At 47.0% G+C, this 23,390-nt stretch carries 13 protein-coding genes; 4 read left to right on the forward strand and 9 right to left on the reverse strand.

What is annotated here, in order from left to right; translation table 11 throughout:
- Window positions 1-2: 2 nt before the first annotated feature.
- The 5 genes from parE to nudF form a co-directional block, all read right to left on the reverse strand.
- Window positions 3-1,883: a DNA topoisomerase IV subunit B gene (parE, locus tag RJ47_RS09910; protein WP_038139715.1), complete on the reverse strand. Its 1,881-nt coding sequence runs from the start codon at window positions 1,881-1,883 to the stop codon at window positions 3-5.
- Window positions 1,884-2,136: 253 nt separating this feature from the next.
- Window positions 2,137-2,718, reverse strand: a complete 582-nt coding sequence (gene yqiA, locus RJ47_RS09915; RefSeq protein WP_039483542.1) for an esterase YqiA — start codon at window positions 2,716-2,718, stop codon at window positions 2,137-2,139.
- A 9-nt stretch (window positions 2,719-2,727) separates the two neighbouring features.
- The gene (cpdA, locus tag RJ47_RS09920; RefSeq protein ID WP_039483544.1) at window positions 2,728-3,546 is read right to left on the reverse strand and encodes a 3',5'-cyclic-AMP phosphodiesterase; all 819 of its coding nucleotides are present in this window, start codon (window positions 3,544-3,546) and stop codon (window positions 2,728-2,730) included.
- 10 nt (window positions 3,547-3,556) lie between these two features.
- A complete protein-coding gene (locus RJ47_RS09925; protein WP_038139721.1) occupies window positions 3,557-3,997 on the reverse strand; it encodes a DUF1249 family protein in 441 nt (146 codons plus the stop codon).
- Window positions 3,985-4,614 carry an ADP-ribose diphosphatase gene (gene nudF / locus RJ47_RS09930; protein ID WP_038139724.1) on the reverse strand — a complete coding sequence of 210 codons (630 nt, stop codon included), beginning with the start codon at window positions 4,612-4,614 and terminating at the stop codon, window positions 3,985-3,987. The genes RJ47_RS09925 and nudF overlap by 13 nt, the downstream gene beginning before the upstream one ends.
- A 233-nt stretch (window positions 4,615-4,847) precedes the next feature.
- Between nudF and tolC the strand changes: the two genes are divergently transcribed.
- Window positions 4,848-6,173, forward strand: coding sequence for an outer membrane channel protein TolC (gene tolC / locus RJ47_RS09935; protein WP_038139726.1), 1,326 nt, complete (start codon window positions 4,848-4,850; stop codon window positions 6,171-6,173).
- 71 nt (window positions 6,174-6,244) lie between these two features.
- On the opposite strand, the gene RJ47_RS09940 is transcribed toward tolC, so the two are convergent.
- From RJ47_RS09940 to RJ47_RS09955, 4 genes are all read right to left on the reverse strand, one after another.
- Window positions 6,245-6,691 (reverse strand): hypothetical protein, encoded by a 447-nt coding sequence (locus tag RJ47_RS09940; protein ID WP_039483547.1) that lies wholly within the window; start codon window positions 6,689-6,691, stop codon window positions 6,245-6,247.
- A 1-nt stretch (window position 6,692) separates the two neighbouring features.
- Window positions 6,693-9,056, reverse strand: coding sequence for an aerobic respiration two-component sensor histidine kinase ArcB (gene arcB, locus RJ47_RS09945; protein WP_039483550.1), 2,364 nt, complete (start codon window positions 9,054-9,056; stop codon window positions 6,693-6,695).
- Window positions 9,057-9,173: 117 nt separating this feature from the next.
- The gene (locus tag RJ47_RS09950; RefSeq protein ID WP_039483553.1) at window positions 9,174-10,925 is read right to left on the reverse strand and encodes a diguanylate cyclase; all 1,752 of its coding nucleotides are present in this window, start codon (window positions 10,923-10,925) and stop codon (window positions 9,174-9,176) included.
- Between the two features lie 64 nt (window positions 10,926-10,989).
- Window positions 10,990-11,934, reverse strand: a complete 945-nt coding sequence (locus tag RJ47_RS09955; RefSeq protein ID WP_005472804.1) for a TIGR01212 family radical SAM protein — start codon at window positions 11,932-11,934, stop codon at window positions 10,990-10,992.
- Between the two features lie 535 nt (window positions 11,935-12,469).
- Here RJ47_RS09955 and gltB (RJ47_RS09960) point away from each other — a divergent pair.
- From gltB (RJ47_RS09960) to gltB (RJ47_RS09970), 3 genes are all read left to right on the forward strand, one after another.
- Window positions 12,470-17,017 (forward strand): glutamate synthase large subunit, encoded by a 4,548-nt coding sequence (gltB, locus tag RJ47_RS09960; protein ID WP_039483556.1) that lies wholly within the window; start codon window positions 12,470-12,472, stop codon window positions 17,015-17,017.
- The gene (locus tag RJ47_RS09965; protein WP_005472921.1) at window positions 17,017-18,486 is read left to right on the forward strand and encodes a glutamate synthase subunit beta; all 1,470 of its coding nucleotides are present in this window, start codon (window positions 17,017-17,019) and stop codon (window positions 18,484-18,486) included. Before gltB (RJ47_RS09960) ends, RJ47_RS09965 begins: the two co-directional genes overlap by 1 nt.
- 429 nt (window positions 18,487-18,915) lie before the next feature.
- Window positions 18,916-23,379: a glutamate synthase large subunit gene (gene gltB, locus RJ47_RS09970; RefSeq protein WP_039483558.1), complete on the forward strand. Its 4,464-nt coding sequence runs from the start codon at window positions 18,916-18,918 to the stop codon at window positions 23,377-23,379.
- Window positions 23,380-23,390: the final 11 nt, after the last annotated feature.

Raw genomic sequence — 23,390 nt, forward strand, 5'->3', positions numbered from 1 at the left:
CATTAAACCTCTGCCATATCACCGTTGGTTTGTAGCCAACTACGGCGGTCATCCGCACGTTTCTTACCTAGCAACATATCCATCATTTCCATGGTCTGCTCATTGTCATCGATGGTTAACTGAACCAAGCGACGGGTATTCGGATCCATGGTTGTTTCGCGAAGTTGGAGTGGGTTCATCTCACCCAGACCTTTGAATCGCTGTACGTTGATTTTGGCTTTTTTCTTCGATAGACGCTCTAATACGCCCTCTTTCTCATCATCATCAAGGGCATAGAACACTTCTTTACCGCAGTCGATTCGATAGAGAGGAGGCATCGCGACATAGATATGGCCGGCTTCAACTAGAGCACGGAAGTGACGAGTGAACAGAGCACACAGTAGCGTCGCGATGTGCAGACCATCCGAGTCCGCATCGGCAAGGATACAGATTTTGCCGTAACGTAGGCCATCGAGGTTGTCGTTGTCAGGGTCGATACCCAGCGCAACAGAGATATCGTGCACTTCTTGAGAGGCAAGGACTTGGTCAGCAGAGACTTCCCACGTGTTCAAGATCTTACCACGCAGTGGCATCACCGCTTGGAACTCACGATCGCGGGCTTGTTTCGCCGAGCCGCCTGCCGAGTCACCCTCGACAAAGAAGATTTCAGTACGATTTAAATCTTGTACAGAACAGTCGGTTAACTTACCCGGTAGTGCCGGACCTGACGCCACCTTCTTACGTACAACTTTCTTACTAGCGCGCATACGGCGGTGCGCATTGGCAATACACACTTCTGCCAGCTGTTCTGCTAGTTGAGGTTTCTCGTTTAACCACAAGCTGAAGGCATCTTTTACTACGCCAGAAACAAACGCTGCTGTTTGACGAGATGAAAGACGCTCTTTAGTTTGACCGGCAAACTGAGGGTCTTGCATCTTGACCGACAACACGTAAGAACAGCGATCGAAGATGTCGTCACCTGTTAACTTAACCCCACGAGGAAGTAAGTTACGGAACTCACAGAACTCGCGCATCGCATCAAGTAGACCTTGGCGAAGACCGTTAACGTGCGTACCACCTTGCTTAGTTGGAACTAAGTTAACGTAGCTTTCGGTGATCATCTCGCCGCCTTCAGGCTGCCAGATCACCGCCCACGTTGCCATTTCCGTTTCTGCAGTGAACTCTCCGATGTAAGGCTCGGCTGGCAGTACTTCATAGCCTTTCACGCCCTCAGCAAGATAGTCTTTTAAGCCATCTTCGTAGTACCACTTGTGCTCTTCATCGTTAACTTTATCGCTAAACGTGATTTCTAACCCTGGGCAGAGCACGGCTTTGGCACGCAGGTTGTTCACCAAACGTAGTGCTGAGAATTTGTAGCTGTCGAAGTATTTAGCATCTGGCCAGAAGTGGACTGATGTTCCGGTGTTGCGGTGACCACAAGTTCCGGTCACGGTAAGTTCTGTCACGGCGTTACCGTGTTCAAAAGCGATTTCATGCACTTGACCTTGGCGTTTTACGGTGACTTCCACACGTTTGGATAACGCGTTAACCACCGAAATACCAACCCCGTGCAAACCACCAGAGAACTTGTAGTTGTCATTGGAGAACTTACCGCCAGCGTGCAGCTTGGTCATGATAAGTTCAACACCCGAAATGCCTTTCTCCGGGTGAATATCAACGGGCATACCACGACCATCATCGATTACTTCGAGCGATTGGTCTGCATGAAGAATGACTTTGATTTTTTTCGCATGACCCGCAAGCGCTTCATCCACCGAGTTGTCGATAACTTCTTGGGCGAGATGGTTTGGTCGCTCCGTTTCGGTATACATACCAGGACGGTGTCGTACTGGGTCGAGACCTTCAAGAACCGAAAGGTCTTTCGCATTATATTGTTCAGTCATAATACGGAATATCTATATAAAGAATAAAAGGGTAGCCAAGCAGGCGGGACATTAAGCTCTAGCAATTGATTGAGAATCGAAAAAGCGAGCAAACTCTAATCGCTTTGCATCCTGCCAAGCATAAGTGAAACATAGTCTGGAAGAGACGTATTGATGTCAAGCGAGATAAGTAAGTAACAGGTAAATTTATGACTCTTCCCTCATCAACCTAACAAATTGTGTTCAAGATGATAAGGAGCTGAGCAACAAGGTTTTAGAGTTGTAAGAATTTGATGATTTTTTCTGGATAGCGTTCGAAGTCGACAAAACTATGATCACCACCTGATTCTACGGTCTGTTTTGCTCCAACAAACTTGCTCACCGCTTGCCGGTAATCGAGTACTTCATCTTCTTCTTGCTGAAGTAACCAAAAATCAGACGGGTAACGAATCGTCGGCGTATCAAGAGCGATCAGTTCATCGATATGCTGCTCTTCAAGCATATACGTTTCATTGGTGTAAGGGTTAACTTGTTCACCCAAGTAATCAGCCAACAACTCATAAGGTTTCACCGCAGGGTTGACCACCACGGCTCGAAAGCCAAACTGGTTGTTCAGCCACATAGACATGTACCCACCTAGCGAGCTGCCGACCAAACCAATACGGTAATCCTCTTTATGCTGTTCAACAATGTCGAGCAACAAATTCGCAGCAAGCTCTGGAAAACAAGGCAATTGAGGAACCAACACTTTAATATCAGGCCGATACTGCTCACAATACGCTTTCATCACATTCGCTTTGTGTGAAAGTGGTGAGCTGTTAAAACCATGAACATATAGAAGTAGTGATGGCTTCATGCGATCCTCTTAATATCCGGCAGAGCTGAAATCAGGTTGGAAACATCCTGCAGGAAGACGCTTTACGTAAGTCTCTAATTGTCCATCGGCTTTAAGCACAAGCTCTCGCCAACCTGGTGAGGTCGTGTCCAACGCAAAATCATCCGAGTTAGGTTTAAACTGAACGCAAGTCGATGGCGTTGCCATGACGCGAACACCGTGATGCATCACATTCATATCTTGATGTACATGACCACATAACACAGCACTGACGTTATTGTGCTTTTGCACGACTTGCCAAAAATCATCCGCGTCTTTAAGTGTGTGCTGATCTAGCCAAGCACTACCCACCAAAATTGGGTGATGGTGAAGCAAAACGAGAGTGTGACGATCGGCATACTGCGCGAGTTTTTCATCCAGTAAAGCCAACTGCTGATCGCTCAAGCGACCATGCGGCACACCAACAACTTGAGAATCTAGCAGGATCATCTGCCAGTGTTCGCCCAGCAAAACATGGTCGACCTGCTGGATTTGTGGCGATGGGATCACCGACGTCATGTTCGGTTTATAGTCATGATTGCCAGGCAACCAAAAACAGGGTTTCAGCAATGGCTCAATGCCACGCTCAAAGCATTGATAAGACGCTTCACTATGATCCTGAGAGATATCGCCCGTCGCTAAAAGAGCATCAAAACGACATTCTTGCTCGACAATTGCATTGACGACGGCTTTAAAACTCTCACCAGTGTTGACACTTAATAAGCTGCCATCTGTTGCTTCGAACAGATGGGTGTCTGTAATTTGGAGCAGCTTAATGCTGCTATCTGATGAGTTTGACGTAACTTTCAAAATTTCAAACCTAAATATTGATCGGTGTCCGGCTGATACCATGCCGCAGACAAAATGTTAACCAATCGCCTAAAAAACGGTTCAATTGTGCTTTTTCATCTTGTTGAACCATCTTGTCATTTGGGTATTCGTAACGTGCATTGACACGTCGTAAGTGCTCACATTCCGAGACTTCTGCTACGCGAGCATCGTGGTAGAGCCTGACAGACATTCTCGGCAATGGAAATACTGGAACGTCATCGCTTTGACAAATATCGACCAAAGTTGTGTACTTTGTGACTTCGCCCACTTGAATTTGATACGTCATATTAGCAGCTTGATAACAGCGAACGTCGCCAACACTCGCGTTACTCGGAATGAGTGCGTTGAGTTTGGCATAATTGGTTTCATAGGTGCGCATCAGCTCTGATAAATCAACATGATACGGCTTTTTTACTGCTACTTGTGCCATTCGCTTCTTAAACGTTGGTGGTTCAGTTGTAACCATTGCAGCGCAATGATCGAAGCACCATTTTCAAACTTACCATTTGTTACCCACTCATAAGCCTCTTCACGGCTAATGACATGGACGCGTATATCTTCACCCTCATAGTCTAAACCATGAACGCCATGTGCGGTTGTTGCGTCAACCTTTCCGACGTAAACATCGAGCATTTCAGAGCAACCACCTGAAGATGGGTAGTAAGACGTCACTTTCTCTAACAAGGTGACGTCAATCCCCGCCTCTTCAACCGCCTCTCGACGAACGACATCTTCCGCCGTTTCTCCATGGTCAATGATCCCTGCGACTATCTCCATCTGCCATGGTGATGGATGCTCTAATGCTCCAACGCGGATTTGCTCAATGATAACGACCTGGTCTGTAATCGGGTCGTAAGGGAGCATGGCCGCTGCATGGCCGCGCTCAAACATCTCGCGCTCAAGTGGCTGACTCCAACCCCCTTCGAACAGCTTATGTCGAAAGCGGTATTTGACCATGCTAAAGAAACCCTTGAACAGTGTCTCTTTTGAGATTATTTCCACATCTTGGGGTGTAAACTCCCCGTGTCGCTTTTCAGATGGTTGCATTTGGCACCTCGCTGAGTGAATCTTATAGTTTACTCAGACAAAAGCTTAACTTCCAAGGACATGGCTCAACTTTTTATATAATTTTTATATTCTGAGTTAAATTGAATAATAAAATATATTGCACAAGTGGATAGTTAAGTGTAAAAATTTGCAAAGTTTTGCATGAATTAACATCAGTATGGGTTAAACTCTTGACGAGTAACCCTTTTCATCTTTTGGCAGGAATAGGACCTATGAAGAAACTGCTTCCACTATTTATCAGTGCAGCTCTAGGAAGTATGAGCACCAGTGCTTTTGCTGATACGCTCGCTGAAATCTACAACCAAGCGAAAGAAAACGATCCAACACTCCTCAGTGCGGCTGCTCAACGCGATGCAGCTTTCGAAGCAGTAACTTCTAGTCGCTCGACGCTACTCCCTCAAATTTCATTAAAAGCGAGCTACGACATTAATCGTGGTGAACAAGACTTGAATTCGGGCGGTAAGGTAGACACCGATAACAATCAATTCGGCGCGTCTATTGGCTTTAGTCAAGAGCTTTACAAGCGTTCAAGCTGGGTAACACTCGACATCGCAGAGAAAACAGCACGCCAAGCGGATGCCTCTTATGCTGCAGTTCAACAAGCATTAATTCTTCGTGTCGCACAAGCCTATTTTGACGTTTTACGTGCACAAGACAATCTAGAGTTTGTTCAAGCAGAAAAAGCAGCCGTAGGTCGCCAGCTTGAACAGACCAAACAGCGTTTTGAAGTTGGCCTTTCTGCAATTACCGACGTACATGATGCGCAAGCTCAGTACGATGCAGTACTTGCTGATGAAGTACTGGCAGAAAACAGCTTGATTAATAGCTATGAAGGGCTACGAGAAATTACAGGTCAAGAACACGCGCAACTCGACGTGTTGGACACGAAGCGTTTTTCTGCAAGCCGCAATTCAACGCCAATTACTCAGTTGATTGAAGAAGCACAAGAGAAGAACCTAAGCTTGCTATCTTCTCGTATCGCCCAAGATGTTGCAAAAGACAAGATTTCTCTTGCTAGCTCAGGCCACCTGCCATCTCTGACGCTTGATGGTGGCTATTCACTATCCGATGTGTCAAATAGCAGTAACGATTACGACGCCGACAACTTCAACGTAGGCATCAACCTAGAAGTCCCGCTCTACACGGGTGGTAATATTAGCTCTCAAACTAAGCAAGCTGAGTACAGCTATGTTGCGGCGAGCCAAGATCTAGAAGCGCAATACCGCAGCGTCGTCAAAGATGTTCGCGCGTTTAACAATAACATCAGTGCGTCAATCGGTGCTCTGCGTGCATACGAGCAAACTGTTGTATCAGCAGAATCGGCGCTTGAAGCAACTGAAGCCGGTTTCGATGTAGGCACACGTACTATCGTAGACGTATTAGATTCAACTCGTCGCTTGTATGATGCCAATAAAAACCTGTCGAACGCTCGCTACGATTACATCCTCAGCGAGTTGCAGCTTCGCCAAGCGATTGGCACACTCAGCGAACAAGACATTATGGATATCAACGCAGGTCTACGTACCGCGAAGAAATAATCTCAAACCATAGTAAAAGAGCAGGCACCTGATGTGCCTGCTCTTTTTTGTTTGAACGAAGCCTACTGCTTCTAGTAAACGGTATCAATCACTACGCCCGTTTCTACAAGCCACTCTGTTTTATCATCAACACGAACTTGCAGCGCAACATCAACCGGTTTCTCAGCGTCTAGCTCAAACTGCCATACAAACGCCAACTCCCATTGATTCTGGTTGTGAGTACGTAAATCCAGTAAGTCGCCATCAATTTGCCAACTTTCATCACCCTGTTTGATTGATAGTGATTCCACCACCAGCTGGGCAGGCAGCACTTTATCTGACTCTAAATAGAGCGCACCATGCAGTGTACTGTCTTGAACCGAACCTATCGTCGGCATTTTGTTTACCCAAAGATTACTTTTAAGCGCGATGTTCGTTTGAGCCACTTCGATCGTGTTCGTTTGTTCCCAAACAACAGGTTCATTTGCACATCCTGCCAATAGCGCTGCACTTAGCGACAGCAAAGCGAATTTTTTCATCTTATTTTCCTTGTTGCTGAGTTTGATTACCTAACCACTCTTTGAGTACCTCTATGTCGCTGAGGTATTCATTTTTCATCTCTTCAACCCAATCGTCGATGTTTTCCCACCAAGCAGGTAAATCGGGCGATTGCGCTTTTTGCGCGATTTGCTGGATATGCTTCAAGCCTATTGAACCCGCTGCACCTTTTATTTTGTGCGCTTCAGAGACAATCCCCTCTTGGTGTTTCGCCGTCATATTGGAGTCCAACAGTTCCAAGTAACCTGGCATCATCTCTTCAAACATGGCAATGCTATCTAGCACCGGCGCGGCTCCAACAATGCCAACATAAGACTCCAACATATCGAGATCCAGCAGGCGAGAGTAAATTTCACTGGTTTCTGAAGACTCTTCCTCTACGCTCTTAGAGGTGGCTTCGACGACTTGCTCTGGCTGTTGGGTAAATTTGGCGATCACATTGTGCACGTCAGTCACCGACAATGGTTTGCTGATCGCATCATCCATACCTTTTTCGAGATATTCCGTTTTATTCTTCAACACGTTTGCCGTCAGAGCCACGAGAGGTGGAAGGTCTTTGTATGTTTTGCGGAAGAAATCGGCAACATCGAACCCTGTCATATCAGGCAGTTGAATATCTAAAAACGCAAGGTCGTAGATCTCCGGATCGAACATTTCAATTGCATCTTGACCTGTCATGGCGACCGACACTTCATGTCCCATACTCTCCAGTAAGGAGCGAGCAACCGTGATGTTAAGCTCGATGTCTTCAACCATGAAAATATTCAGCTCAGGTTGCGTTGCAGGCGCTTCAAGAACTGACTCTTGCTCTACCGCCAATGGGACACGAATCGTTACCGTGAAAGTACTGCCAAATCCTTCTTCACTGGTGACGGTAATATCGCCGTCCATCATATTAATGAGCTGCTTCGACACCGCGAGACCAATCCCCGTCCCCACAGCATGAAGGTTATCTTTACCCGATTTAACCTGATAATACATGGCAAAGATTTTTTCGAGCTCTGCTTCTGGAATACCGATACCACTATCTTCCACTTCCATGGTTATGGTGGCAAACGCGTCCTCCATCTCAGCGCTTACCGTCATCACAACCCCACCCTCTTTGGTAAATTTCATGGCGTTGCTAATCAGATTCCAAAGCACTTGGCGTAAGCGAGTTGCATCGACTTCAATCTCAGAGGGCAAACTGCTCAATCGCTCGAGATCGAAACGCAGCCCTTTTTGCGTTGCCATCAGTGCAGAAATACTTTCGATTTCAGCGACGAAGTTTTCAAAATTCAATGCGGATGGGTATAGCTCAAGTTTGCGTCTGTCAAACTTGTCCATGTCAATGATGTCATTAAAGATATTGCCGAGCGTAATCGCACTCACATTAATGGTTTGCATGTGATGGCGCTGCTCTTCGGTTAATTGGGTATCAAGCAGCATACGACTCAAGCCGACAATGCCGTTGAGCGGCGTTCGTAATTCATGGCTGATGGTTGAGATGAAGGTCGTTTTATCTCGACTGGCTTTTTCGAGAGATTCTTCGTGACGTTTGCGCTCGGTGATGTCTCGTCCAAACCCAACAAGACCAAGGTGGCGCCCATCTTTACTGTAGAAAGGCACTTTACGCAGCTCAAAGTAGTTTTTGTGACCATCGGGATATTCAAGCCACTGCTCATAGGTCAACGCCTGATTATCAGAAAAGACTTTTTGGTCTGTATCCACAATTTGCTGAGCGACTTCTTTGCTGTACACATCCCAAGGTGTCAATCCAACAAGTTGGCTCTCTTTTTTGCCTGTCAGCTCTTCCATTGCACGGTTACATCCAGAGAACACCCCGTCTGCATTTCGGTAGTAAATTAAGTCCGGCGACGCATCGATAAACGAGCGCAACAATGCCGTGCGTTCTGCCAGTTCAAGCTGAGTGCGTTCACGCTGATACACCTCATTCTCAAGGTCTTTCATTGCCTCTTCACGCGCTTCTTCCGCTTTAATCCGTTCCTCGATCTCTTGATTCAACTTAGCAATGTTTTGCTGCAATTTGATGTTGAGCTCTTGGTCTCGTGAGCGCATGTCTTTGAGCTTCGAGACAAGTTTGGACAACCGTTGACGTGACTCTTCTAGCTGATCAACCACCACAGAAAGAAAGTAAACCGCCCATGGGGTAATCAGCAGACCAAAAAATACCGAGCGAACGATATCGATATCATCAACATGGCCGCTCAACACGAGCGTAATACCCACTTGAACAACGACCGCTAAAGCCACTAAAGCTAAAGCGAGTAGAATGGAGAAACGAAGGATGCCCAGCTTTACAAGTAGATCAACGTAATACTGGGCGAGGTTTTTTATCGGCTTCATCAAACGCTCCGAACGGACACAAGGCAAACTATAATCTAATCAATAGATTGAATAGATGAACAATAATAGTACCCGTTTTCCTAGCGTTCCGCGAAAAGATTCCAAAACGGATCGTGGTTAATTATTGGATGTGTGATGCACACAAGTTTGATTGCGGCCATTTGCTTTCGCTTGATACAACGCACTGTCTGCCAAGGCGACAATGGTGTCACTGCGATCATGGGGTTGAGGGACAATGGAAACCAAACCAATGCTCGCGGTAACAACCGAAGAGACTTGCGAGGCCTTGTGCTCAATGGCTAACTCAATGACGCCTTGGTGGATACGTTCTGCCACTTTAATGGCTCCTTCCACCGTCGTATTAGGAAGAATAAATCCAAACTCTTCACCACCATATCTTGCAACACAATCACTCGAACGAGGTAAGGCTCGCTCAAAGACCTCCGCAACCTTGATCAACACTTCATCACCACGTAGGTGGCCATAATAGTCGTTAAACCCTTTGAAGTAGTCGATATCACACAGCATGACAGTCAAAGGCTGCTTTTCGCGGATATGAATACTCCACAACGTTTTTAACTGTTCATCAAAGCGGCGACGGTTGGATATTTGTGTTAAGCCATCAATAAAGCTCAAACGCTCAAGTTCTAGGTTCGCCTCTTCCAACCTCTGCTCAGCAAGGTAACGTTCTGAGACATCACGCGCCATGATCAAAACGCCGTTGGTTCCAGAAGCTGGATCTCTAAACGGCGACTTCACTACGTCGTACCACGTACATTCACCATTACTGCTCACAACGCGGTCGATATAGCGCAGCGATTTGCCTTCATAGAGAACTTTATTGTCAGTCTCAGACAAGCGGCTGTAACTTTCATCGGGAATCACATCTTGCAGACGCTTACCGAGCAAGTCGTCAACGTCCGAAATTCCCAACGCTTTCACAAATGGTTTGTTGCACGCCTGATAAACCATGTTCTCGTTAAATATGCCGATAGAGTCTGGGGAAGATTCAAGGATATTTTGTAAAATGGTGTCTCTTTGGGCCAAGGCAATTTCCGTATCTTTACGCTTTTCCATTTCATCACGTAGATTACGCTGCATATTGTGCCAGTCAGTAACATCATGGCTGATGCCCAACGACCCAACTTTATCGCCTTCAGGCGAGAGCAACACCGTTTGGTTCGTCTCTAACAAACAACTACGACCATCTGGTGTAGTGGTCCATCTTCGTTTGCTCGCACGCCCTTCAATAATACCGTGGATATCCGCCGCTCCTTCTTCGACTCGGCCTTGCCAAAATCGCTCGAACGCTCGGTTAGCTGCCACTAACTCTCCGTCTATATTCTTGATAAAAACCAATTCAGATAAGTGATCAAAAGCGCTTTTGTACATGCGAAGAGACTGCAGTTCTTCTAATTTTTCATGAGATGTCGACTGGTGGGTAATTAAGCTGACAAACCAAACCGAGCGACCTCGGAAAGTGGTTTGTTTTCCGCAGACATCCAGTTTAACTTTCGTGTGTTGTGAGATGCTCCACTCGATCATATACGCTTGGTTGTTACTGCCGCTGCCAAGCCCATCAATTAACGATCGTAGTTCCTGCTGGGTTTCATTCTGTGGGAGAAAGTAAGACTTGCCGATTTTGCGAATCCCAAGCAGTTGCTTGGCTAGCGAGTTGGCCATGACAAGTTGCGCGTTTTCTGCGTCAATCAAAATCGCAGCGGTGGGCGTTTGCAAAATCAATTGTTCAAGCTGACGCTGAAAACGAGTGTAAACGGACCAAAGAATAGAGATCGAGACGATAATAACTATGAAATCAACGCCATGACCTTGAGAGGTTTCCCACAACCATACCAACAACTGATCCATCTGATCTCTCATTTCCATTTAACACTTGTTATATAAGGATACTAAGATATCAGCTTCGTGGCAGTTAATCTGCCTTTAATAATGGTTTTGTATATATAAATGGTTGATTTAATAATGAACCTTGCGCACCTTCACGATTCAATTGACGACCAATTTCCGTCATAGCTAACCATCGATTCTCACACCACAAAGGAGCGAGCAATGTTGGTCGTCGTGCCGCAGAGGATACGCGATGGTAAATCACGTTTGGAGGGGTTAAGCGAATCATTTCACTCGCAATGGCTACATACTCATCCAATTCTGGCGCTTGCAAACGGCCCGCTTTCCATGCCTTGGCCATGGTGCTTCCTTCAACAATATGCAATCCGTGGAGCTTAATCCCATCGGTGCCGACCTGAAGCACCTTATCTAAGGTGCTGATATTATCCTCGCGCGATTCCTTAGGTAGACCAACAATCAAGTGAGTACATACCTTAATGCCAAGCGCTCGAGCTCGCTGAGTGATCTCGGCGTAACACTCGAAATCATGGCCTCGGTTGATTCGCTTTAACGTGTCGTTGTTTGCTGTCTGTAGTCCAAGTTCCAACCAAATCTCATACCCCTGCTGAACATAATCTGATAGCAGTTCCAATACTGCTTCGGGTACGCAATCTGGACGAGTGCCGACACACAAACCGACGATATCGGCGGCTTTAAGGGCTTCCTCATACATGTTCTTAAGAACTTGCACTTCTGCATAAGTGCTTGTGTACGCCTGAAAGTACGCCAGATACTTCTTGGCGCGGCTGATTTCTCCAGCGCGATCGGTTAACTGCTCATGGATACTTTTTATTTGAGCGTCTTCGTCTGCAAACGACGCAACATTACAGAAGGTACAGCCTCCTCGACCAATCGTACCATCGCGATTGGGGCAGCTAAATCCACCATGCAGAGTCAGCTTATGGACCTTTTCTCCGTACCGACGTTGGAGATCCTGACCAATGGTATTAACTAACTCATGTAACTGCATGTTTGCCCCTGAAACTAATGATAATAAATATCATTGCGATTTAATGTAATTAAATTACAGTTTTGAAAATATTGAAGTGTGAAATGTATCGCTTTCAAACAGGCTGCAAGTTAAGCAAAGTCAATAAACATGCACAAAACACGTGCCTCAAGCCGAATGTTACGTAAAAGTTAAACATATTATTCATTTAAACTACGAAAAAATTGAGCAACAAAGACGATTTTTGATTGCATTTCGAGCTGACAAAATTGTAGGATACTTTCAGATTTTAGTTTTTTTTGTGTATTTAATTACACAATTAATTACTAAAACGTCGGTATTTCCCCACTCCCACCTATATAAATCACTAAATAGTGATACAAAAAACAGGGAAATCACCAAGGATTGTTTTTCTCGCAATATTTTTCCTGCGAGATACGGAATGGAATCAAAGTCACCAACCTAAGTTGACTTCGAATCATAAAAATAAAGGACAGGACGTAGAACTAGTTTCGACTAGCCAAATTGCGCCTATTTGAACTGGAAGGATGTATCCATGGTAGATAGAGAGCAAAGATCACAAGGTCTTTATACTCCAGAGCTGGAGCATGACGCTTGTGGTATCGGTTTTGTTGCTCACCTAAAAAACCGCAAATCACACGCAGTAGTTACTCAAGCACTTGATATGCTTGCACGAATGGAACACCGTGGCGGCCAAGGTTGTGACCCATGCTCGGGTGACGGTGCTGGTATTTTGCTACAAAAACCTCACGAATTTCTCTTAGAAGAAGCGGTCAAGCTTGGTATTAAGCTGCCTTCTTTTGAGAAGTACGGTGTTGGTGTTGTACTTTTCCCTAAAGATGAACACAAGCGTGCACAGTGTCGCGATATTTTAGAACGCAATGCCCAGCGTCTTGAACTAGACGTTATTGGCTACCGTGTTCTACCAACCGACAACTCAATGATTGGTGCCGATCCACTGAGCACTGAGCCTCAGTTTGAGCACGTGTTTGTTTCTGGTGGTCCTGGTATTACACCGGAAGAATTAGAGCGTAAACTGTATGTTTTACGTAACTACACCGTTCGCGTATGTCTAGAAAGCGTCTCTAACATTGGCGATGACTTCTACATCAACTCAATGTCTTACAAGACTGTGGTGTACAAAGGTCAGCTAACAACAGAGCAAGTACCTCAATACTTCTTAGATCTACAAAATCCAACGATGGTGAGTGCGCTAGCGCTGGTTCACTCTCGTTTCTCTACCAATACATTCCCACGCTGGCGTCTAGCTCAGCCTTTCCGTTACATTGCACACAACGGTGAAATCAACACAGTTCGCGGTAACCTGAACTGGATGAAAGCCCGTGAAGCAATCATCGAATCTGACTTGTTTACGCAGGCAGAAATCGACATGCTACTGCCTATCTGTCAAGAAGGCGCATCTGATTCATCTAACTTCGACATGGCGTTAGAGCTCCTAGTTCTATCTGGTCGTAGCCTGCCACATGCGTTGATGATGATGATCCCTGAAGCATGGCAAGAAAACAAAAACATGGACCCAACTCGTCGCGCGTTCTACCAATACCACGCGAACGTAATGGAACCATGGGATGGTCCTGCTTCTGTATGTTTCACTGACGGTGTTCAAGTAGGTGCCACTCTCGACCGTAACGGTCTGCGCCCTTCTCGCTACACTGTGACCAAAGATGACTTCCTAGTCATGGCTTCAGAGTCTGGTGTTGTTGAGATTGAACCTGAGAATGTTGAGTTCCGTGGTCGCCTGCAACCAGGTCGTATCTTCGTTGCTGACCTAGAGCAAGGCCGCATCATTTCTGATGAAGAAGTAAAAGATGGCATTGCATCAGCGCAGCCTTACGAGAAGTGGGTTGAAGAAAACCTACTAAGCCTGAATAAACTGCCAGATGCGAGTAACGAATTCAGCCAGCCTTCACCAGAGAAACTACTGCACAAGCAGCAGGCATTTGGTGTCAGCTCTGAAGAAGTGAACGAAATCATTGTACCTATGGCGAAAGATGGTAAAGAGCCGCTTTCTGCAATGGGTGCCGACTGGCCGCTAGCGATTCTTTCGCACCAGTCACAACATCTATCAAACTACTTTAAGCAGCTGTTTGCTCAGGTAACCAACCCGCCAATCGACCCGATTCGTGAGCGTATGGTTATGTCGCTGAACACTTACCTAGGTAAGGATCAGAACCTTCTTGCTGAGTCTCCAGAACACTGTCAAAAAGTAGAGCTTGAGTCGCCAGTTCTTTCTAACTCTGAGCTTGAGAAACTGCGTGCTATCGATAACGAGCACCTTCAAGCGAAGACGCTAGACATCGTATTCCAAGCAAGCGAAGACGAAGGCAAACTAGAGCGTGCACTTAAGCGTATCTGCCAGTATGCAGAAGACGCAGTGATCGATGGTTACTCAATCATCCTTCTAACTGACCGTGCTGTTAACTCTAACCACGCCGCTATCCCAGCAATGTTAGCGGTTGGCGCAGTTCACCACCACCTAATCCGTAAAGGTTTACGCGCGAAGTGTGACATCGTGGTAGAGACCGGTGATGCTCGTGAGACACACCATTTCGCAACCCTGATTGGTTACGGTGCAAACGCAGTCAACCCATACCTAGTTATTGAAACTATGGTTGAACTGCAGCGCACTAAGAAGCTTGATCCTGAAACCAATATTCGTGACCTGTTCGAGAATTACCGCAAGGCTATCAATGGCGGTCTTCTGAAGATCTTCTCGAAGATGGGGATTTCAACCCTACAGTCTTACCACGGTGCACAGATCTTTGAAGCGCTAGGTATCAGCAAGTCTGTAGTCGACAAATACTTCACGGGTACCGTTTCACGTATCCAAGGTCTAACCATTGATGACATCGCGAAGGAAGTTCTCGTACGTCACCGCATTGGTTTCCCAACTCGTGAAATTCCAGTTCAAGTACTGGATGTGGGTGGTGTTTACCAGTGGAAACAGCGTGGTGAAAAACACCTGTTTAACCCTGAAACTATCTCACTACTACAACAGTCGACGCGCAACAAAGACTATGCTCAGTTCAAACAGTACGCGAAAGCGGTTGATGACCAAGGTGATAACGCAGCAACGCTACGTAGCCAGCTAGACTTTGTTAAGAACCCAGCAGGTTCCATCCCGCTAGAAGAAGTAGAACCAATCGAAAACATCCTTAAGCGTTTCGCAACAGGTGCAATGTCATTCGGTTCTATCTCTTACGAAGCGCACTCAACACTAGCCGTTGCGATGAACCGCATTGGCGCGAAATCGAACTCTGGTGAGGGTGGTGAAGACCCAACGCGTTTCGAGCGTAAAGAAAACGGTGATTGGGAACGCTCTGCGATCAAACAGGTTGCTTCAGGCCGCTTTGGTGTGACGTCTTACTACCTAACTAACGCAGACGAGCTACAAATCAAGATGGCTCAAGGTGCGAAACCAGGTGAAGGTGGTCAGCTACCAGGTGATAAGGTTGATGACTGGATCGGTGCAACGCGTCACTCGACTCCGGGTGTAGGTCTAATCTCGCCACCGCCTCACCACGATATCTACTCGATCGAAGATTTGGCTCAGTTAATTTACGACTTGAAGAACGCTAACCGCGCTGGTCGTGTCAACGTCAAGCTCGTATCGGAAGCAGGTGTTGGTACGATTGCCTCTGGTGTAGCGAAAGCAAAAGCGGACGTTGTGCTAATCGCTGGTTTCGACGGTGGTACAGGCGCATCACCGATGTCGTCTATCCGTCACACAGGTCTTCCATGGGAACTTGGTCTAGCAGAAACGCACCAAACGCTTCTTAAGAATGGTCTACGTAACCGTATCGTCGTTCAGTCTGATGGTCAGATGAAAACACCGCGCGACCTAGCAGTCGCAACACTACTGGGTGCAGAGGAATGGGGTGTCGCGACAGCCGCGCTAGTTGTTGAAGGCTGTATCATGATGCGTAAGTGTCATAAGAACACCTGTCCAGTTGGTATCGCAACGCAGAACAAGACGCTACGTGAACGCTTCGATGGCCGCGTAGAAGACGTTGTGACTTTCTTCCAGTACATGGCTGAAGGTCTACGTGAAGTGATGGCTGAGCTAGGCTACCGCACTATCGATGAGATGGTAGGTCAGTCTCACAAACTGAAAGTTCGTGAAGACATCAAACACTGGAAATATAAGAACCTCGATCTGTCTCCTGTCCTTCATATTGAACAGGCGCGTGAAGACGATGGCGTTTACAACCAGACAGAGCAAAACCATAACCTAGAAGACGTTCTCGACCGTAAGTTGATTCAAGCGGCTATCCCAGCACTTGAGAAAGGTGAAGCAGTCAACGCTGAGTTCCCGATCATCAACACCGACCGCTCTGCGGGTACCATGCTATCGAACGAAATTTCTAAGGTTTACAAAGACCAAGGTCTGCCTCAGCCAATGAACGTCAAGTTCACAGGTTCTGCTGGCCAATCATTCGGTGCTTTCCTTGCTAAGGGCGTGAAGTTCGAAGTCGAAGGTGACGCTAACGACTACTGGGGTAAAGGTCTGTCTGGCGGTACGCTAGTGCTTTACCCAGATGCGAAATCAACCATTGTTGCTGAAGATAACATCGTCGTTGGTAACGTGTGTTTCTACGGTGCAACGTCAGGTGAATCTTACATTCGTGGTATGGCGGGTGAACGTTTCTGTGTACGGAACTCGGGTGCGAAAGTCGTTGTAGAGGGTGTGGGTGACCACGGTTGTGAATACATGACAGGTGGTGTTGCCGTAATCCTTGGCTCAACAGGTCGTAACTTTGCGGCAGGTATGAGTGGCGGTGTGGCGTATGTTTGGGACAAGTCTGGTGACTTTGAAACCAAGCTCAACCCTGAACTGGTCGACCTCGATCCAATCGAAGCAGAAGATCGTGAACTACTGAAAGAGATGCTAACCAAGCAAGTTGAATTCACAGGAAGTGAAGTCGCTAAGTCTTTCCTAGACAACTTTGAAGCAAGCTTAGCCTCTATGGTTAAGGTTATGCCGCGTGACTACAAAGCGGTACTTCAAAAGCGTAAGGCAGAAGCAGAGCAAGCACAAACGGAACAAGCGGAGGCAGTATAATGGGTAAGCCTACTGGATTTTTAGAACATGGTCGCGAGCTTCCTCAGAAGATCGATCCATCCGTTCGTATTGAAAACAACAAAGAATTCGTTCTGAACGAAGAGTTTGGTGACAAGATCAATACTCAGGCTTCTCGTTGTATGGACTGTGGTGTACCTTTCTGTCACAACGGTTGTCCGATTGGTAACATCATTCCTGAGTTCAACGACGCGGTTTACCGCGACAGTTGGGAAGAAGCGTGGAACATCTTAAGTTCAACCAACAACTTCCCAGAGTTCACAGGTCGCGTTTGTCCTGCTCCATGTGAAAGTGCGTGTGTGCTAGGTATCAACCAAGATCCAATCACTATCTGTAACATCGAGAAAACGATTGTCGAAACTGCGTACCGTGAAGGGTACGCAAAACCGAAAACACCTCGCTCTCGCACAGGTAAAACGGTTGCAATCATCGGCAGCGGCCCGGCAGGTCTGGCAGCTGCTGAGCAGCTAAACAGCGCTGGTCACTCTGTGACTGTGTTTGAACGTGATGAAAAAGTCGGTGGCCTACTGCGTTTCGGTATCCCAGACTTCAAACTGGGTATGGACGTAATTGATCGTAAGATCAACCTAATGGCTGAAGCGGGTGTTGAGTTCAAAGTGAATCAACACATCGGTGTGGATGTAAATGCTCAGCAACTACGTCAAGAGTTTGATGTGGTACTTCTGACTGGCGGCTCAACGGTTCCACGCGACCTACCCGTTCCAGGACGTGAGCTAAAAGGTGTTCACTTCGCAATGGAATTCCTAGGTCAAAACAACCGCCGCGCAAACAACATGGACCTTAAAACTGAAGAGATTCACGCTAAAGGTAAACATGTTGTGGTTATCGGTGGTGGTGATACGGGTTCTGACTGTGTGGGTACATCAAACCGCCACAAGGCAGCAAGCGTAACTCAAGTAGAAATCATGCCGATTCCACCAGAGAAGCGCCCTGCAAATATGCCTTGGCCTCAATACCCAATGATTCTGCGCACATCAACTTCGCACGAAGAAGGTGTCGATCGTCATTGGAACATTCTGACCAAAGAGTTCATCGGTAACGACAAAGGTGAAGTGACAGGTCTGCGTCTTGCTGACATCGTATGGGAAGATGCAAAACCAGGTGAGCGCCCGAGCTTCAAAGAAGTTGAAGGCAGCGAACGTGTCATTCCTTGTGATATGGCATTTCTAGCAATGGGCTTCCTGCACCCTGAGCCAACCGGTGTCCTTGCTCAGCTAGATATCAAACTTGATGAGCGTGGTAACGTGGCGACTGATGGTTTCGCAACTAACCAAAAAGGTGTCTTTGCAGCAGGTGATATGCGGACGGGTCAATCCTTGGTCGTACGCTGTATCAACGAAGGCCGTGAGTGTGCTATTGCGATCGACAACTACCTCATGGGCAACTCTAATTTAGAGGCAAAAGCCAACTCGCTGATGCTATCAGCATAAGTAAAACCACCTAGTGACGCGTTTTAGTAGATGCTAGGTGGTCTTAATTAAACAATCATTCCTTCCAAACTTTATGATTTGACCAGTACATTGTGCTGGTCTTTTTTATTTTCCCCAAACAGATCTTGTTGCAAAATTGTAACAATAAAAACCTTAACCTCCTGAATTATATAGATAATCACAGCGTATTACGTGGTAAATCGCACATTGGCATGATTTTCCACCAGGAACTTGACCTTTTTCATAATAACCTATACGTTGTGAAGTCGATGAAAATGAATTCCTCAACTTTTGTTAAATACTCTATAGGCATTTAACGCATATCTATTCGATATATAACAATTAGAACGCATAGTTAGTCATATATACCAACCCTTTAAATGTTGGTAGTTCTGTCGGGAAGACAGGTGAAGCAAAGGGAGAATTGCAATGGCTCTATATGATCCAAGTCTTGAGAAAGACAACTGCGGATTTGGCTTGATTGCACATATGGAAGGTGAACCAAGCCATAAATTGGTGCGTACCGCGATTTCAGCACTAGACCGAATGACTCACCGCGGCGGTATTGCCGCAGATGGTAAAACTGGTGATGGCTGTGGCCTATTGCTACAAAAGCCGGACTCTTACCTACGTTTAATCGCGAAAGAAAGTGACTTTAACCTTGGCAAACAATATGCCGTAGGTATGATTTTCTTCAACCAAGATCCGGCTAAAGCTCAATTAGCCAAAGATGTTATAAACCAAGAACTTGCCCGTGAAACCCTTACAGTTGCAGGTTGGCGTGAAGTCCCAACCAACTCAGCAGTATTAGGCCCAATTGCCGCAGATTCACTGCCAAACATTCAGCAAGTCTTTATCTCAGCTCCAGCGGGCTGGCGCGAGCGAGATATCGAGCGCCGCCTCTATATTGCCCGTCGACGAATTGAAAAACAGATTACTGACGACAGTGACTTCTATATCTGTAGCTTGTCGACCCAAGTTATGGTTTACAAAGGCTTATGTATGCCGGCCGACCTTCCTCGCTTCTACTTAGATCTTGCTGATCTTCGTATGGAGTCAGCGATCTGTTTGTTCCACCAGCGTTTTTCAACAAATACTCAGCCACGTTGGCCTCTCGCTCAGCCATTCCGTTATCTGGCTCACAACGGAGAGATCAACACCATCGAGGGCAACCGCCAATGGGCCCGTGCGCGCGCATACAAGTTTTCTTCACCGCTATTACCAGACTTACAGACAGCTGCGCCATTCGTGAATGAAACAGGTTCGGACTCTTCCAGCTTAGATAATATGTTGGATCTGTTCTTGGCTGGCGGCATGGATATCTTCCGCGCAATGCGTATGTTGGTTCCGCCAGCATGGCAGAATCACCCAGATATGGACCCAGATCTCCGTGCCTTCTACGACTTTAACTCCAAACATATGGAACCGTGGGACGGCCCTGCTGGGATTGTTCTATCTGATGGTCGCTATGCAGCGTGTAACCTAGACCGAAACGGTTTACGCCCGGCTCGATACGTGATTACTAAAGATAAGCTAATTACGCTTGCCTCTGAAGTGGGCATTTGGGATTACGCGCCAGATGAAGTTGCCGAAAAAGGCCGCGTAGGTCCTGGGGAACTACTCGTTGTCGATACTCGCCGCGGTAAACTGTGGCAATCGAGCGAAATTGATAACGATCTAAAAGGTCGCCACCCATATCGAGAATGGATGGAAAACAATGTCCATAAACTCACCCCATTTTCCGATTTGCCGGATGATCAAGTTGGCGAGCGTAGCTTCGATGACGACCAACTGAAAACGTATCAAAAACAGTTTGCAATGAGCAATGAAGAAGTTGATCAAGTGCTACGTGTTCTAGGTGATATGGGCCAAGAAGCGGTAGGTTCAATGGGGGATGATACGCCAATGGCCGTACTCTCTTCAAAAGAGCGTTTGATCACTGATTATTTCCGCCAAAAGTTTGCTCAGGTCACTAACCCGCCAATCGACCCACTGCGTGAGAAGCATGTAATGTCGCTTGCAACCAGCATCGGCCAAGAGATGAATGTCTTCTGTGAGACCGATGGTCACGCCCACCGAGTTACCTTTGGGTCACCCGTTCTACTCTACTCTGATATGCAGCAACTGCTTGAGCTCAATGACGAGTACTACCGCAGTACCACAATTGATATCAATTACGATCCGGAAGAAAAAGGGTTAGAAAAAGCGATCCAAGATCTGTGTGAGCAAGCCGTTGACGCCGTCAAAGATGGAACCGTACTGGTCATACTTTCGGACAGAAACTTGACCAAAGGCTTGCTCCCCATTCCGGCAGCGATGGCAGTGGGTGCGGTACAAAGTCGCCTAATTGATGCGAACTTACGCTGTGATGCAAACATCATCGCCGAAACAGGCACTGTCCGAGATCCTCACCAATTTGCGGTTCTGCTTGGGTTTGGTGCTACGGCAGTCTACCCATATCTCGCTTATGAAGCACTTGGCAAAGTAATCGACGATGGCGCAATTGATAAAAGCTACCGTGAGGTAATGCAGAACTACCAATACGGTATCAATAAAGGCCTGTTCAAAATCATGTCGAAAATGGGAATTTCGACGGTGGCCTCTTACCGATGCTCGCAACTATTCGAAGCGGTCGGCCTAAGCCAAGACGTTGTTGACCTCTGCTTCAAAGGTGTCACAACACGCATTCAAGGCGCCAACTTCGAAGACTTTGAGCAAGACATCTATAACCTGTCACGCAAAGCATGGGCAAAACGCAAGCCTATAGAGCATGGCGGTTTACTTAAGTATGTGCACGGTGGCGAGTACCATGCCTACAACCCAGACGTCGTCGGTACACTGCAACAAGCAGTCAAGTCGGGCGAGTCATCAGACTATAAGAGCTTTGCTAAGCAGGTCAACGAGCGCCCTACCGCAATGCTGCGTGACTTAATGCAACTGAAAAAGGCTGACACTCCTCTTCCTCTTGAGAAGATTGAGCCGAGCACAGAATTGTTTAAACGTTTCGACTCGGCGGCCATGTCTATTGGTGCGCTTAGCCCAGAGGCACACGAAGCACTAGCCACTGCAATGAACCGCTTAGGTGGGTACTCAAACTCTGGTGAAGGTGGCGAAGACCCTCGTCGCTTTGGCACTGAACGTAACTCGCGCATTAAGCAGATTGCTTCGGGTCGCTTTGGCGTTACACCGCACTACCTAACCAACGCTGACGTGCTGCAAATTAAAGTGGCGCAAGGTGCAAAACCTGGTGAAGGTGGTCAGCTACCGGGGCATAAAGTGACTGCTGAGATTGCTAAGCTGCGTTATTCGGTGCAAGGAGTAACACTAATCTCCCCTCCTCCTCACCATGATATCTATTCGATTGAGGATTTGGCCCAGCTAATCTTCGATCTTAAACAAGTCAATCCAAAAGCACTCGTCTCAGTAAAGCTAGTCTCTGAGCCGGGCGTTGGCACCATAGCCACTGGTGTTGCGAAAGCTTATGCCGACCTTATCACCATTTCTGGCTACGACGGAGGTACTGCGGCAAGCCCGCTCACTTCAGTCAAGTATGCCGGTAGTCCTTGGGAGCTCGGCCTAGCGGAAACTCAACAAGCACTAGTCGCGAATGGGCTTCGTCATAAGATTCGTTTGCAAGTCGATGGCGGCTTAAAGACCGGTCTAGATGTGGTGAAAGCCGCTATTTTAGGAGCGGAAAGCTTTGGCTTTGGTACGGCACCGATGGTGGCAATGGGCTGTAAGTTCTTACGTATCTGTCACCTAAATAACTGTGCGACCGGTGTTGCAACCCAAGATGACACTCTACGTAGAGAATACTTCAAAGGCCTACCTGAAATGGTGATGAACTACTTTATCGGCCTTGCTGATGAAGTGCGTGAACTCCTTGCTGAACTGGGCGTAGAAAAGCTCACTGATCTGATTGGCCGTACCGATCTACTAGAAGCGGTAGAAGGGATGACTGCCAAACAGAGTAAACTGGACCTTTCAAATATCTTGGAAGCACCAGTGTCTCCGCAAGGACACCCCGTTTACTGGACAGAGCCGAATGCACCGTTTGATAAAGCAGAGCTCAACCAACAGATTATTGAAGACGCGCTAGCCGCTGTAGAAGCGAAGCAATCCGCAGACTTCTTCTATAACGTCATCAATACCGACCGTTCAATTGGCGCTCGCCTATCCGGTGAAATTGCCAAGCGTTATGGCAACCAAGGCATGGCTGCCAAACCAATTAAGCTCCACCTTGATGGCACCGCAGGCCAATCTTTCGGTGTATGGAATGCCGGAGGCGTTGAGCTCTACTTGACTGGTGATGCTAATGACTACGTCGGTAAAGGTATGGCTGGTGGCAAGATCGTCATCAAGCCACACCAAGGCACGGCGTTTAAGTGTAATGAAGCGACTATCATTGGTAACACCTGTCTATACGGTGCAACCGGAGGTAAGTTATTTGCCGCAGGTACCGCTGGTGAGCGTTTCGGTGTGCGCAACTCAGGCACGATTGCCGTAATTGAAGGTGCAGGCGATAACGCATGTGAGTACATGACAGGTGGCATTGTTGCAATACTAGGAGCTACAGGGGTTAACTTCGGCGCTGGTATGACTGGTGGTTTCGCCTATGTCCTCGATAAGAATGATGACTTCCAAGGCCGTGTCAACGAAGAGTCTGTCGAAGCAGTCGCATTGTCAGATCTCAATATTCACCAAGAGCATCTACGTGGTCTAATTGCCGAACACCTAGAAGAAACTGGCTCAGCGCATGCTGAAGACATTCTGGCGAACTTTGATGAATGGATTCCAAAGTTCTACTTGGTGAAACCAAAGTCAGCGGATTTAAACACGCTACTTGGCCACCAAAGTCGCAGCGCTGCAGAATTGCGCGTTCAAGCCCAATAATCATGGAGGAT

Source organism: Vibrio sinaloensis (assembly GCF_000808535.1).
GTDB classification, from domain to species: Bacteria; Pseudomonadota; Gammaproteobacteria; order Enterobacterales; family Vibrionaceae; genus Vibrio; species Vibrio sinaloensis_D.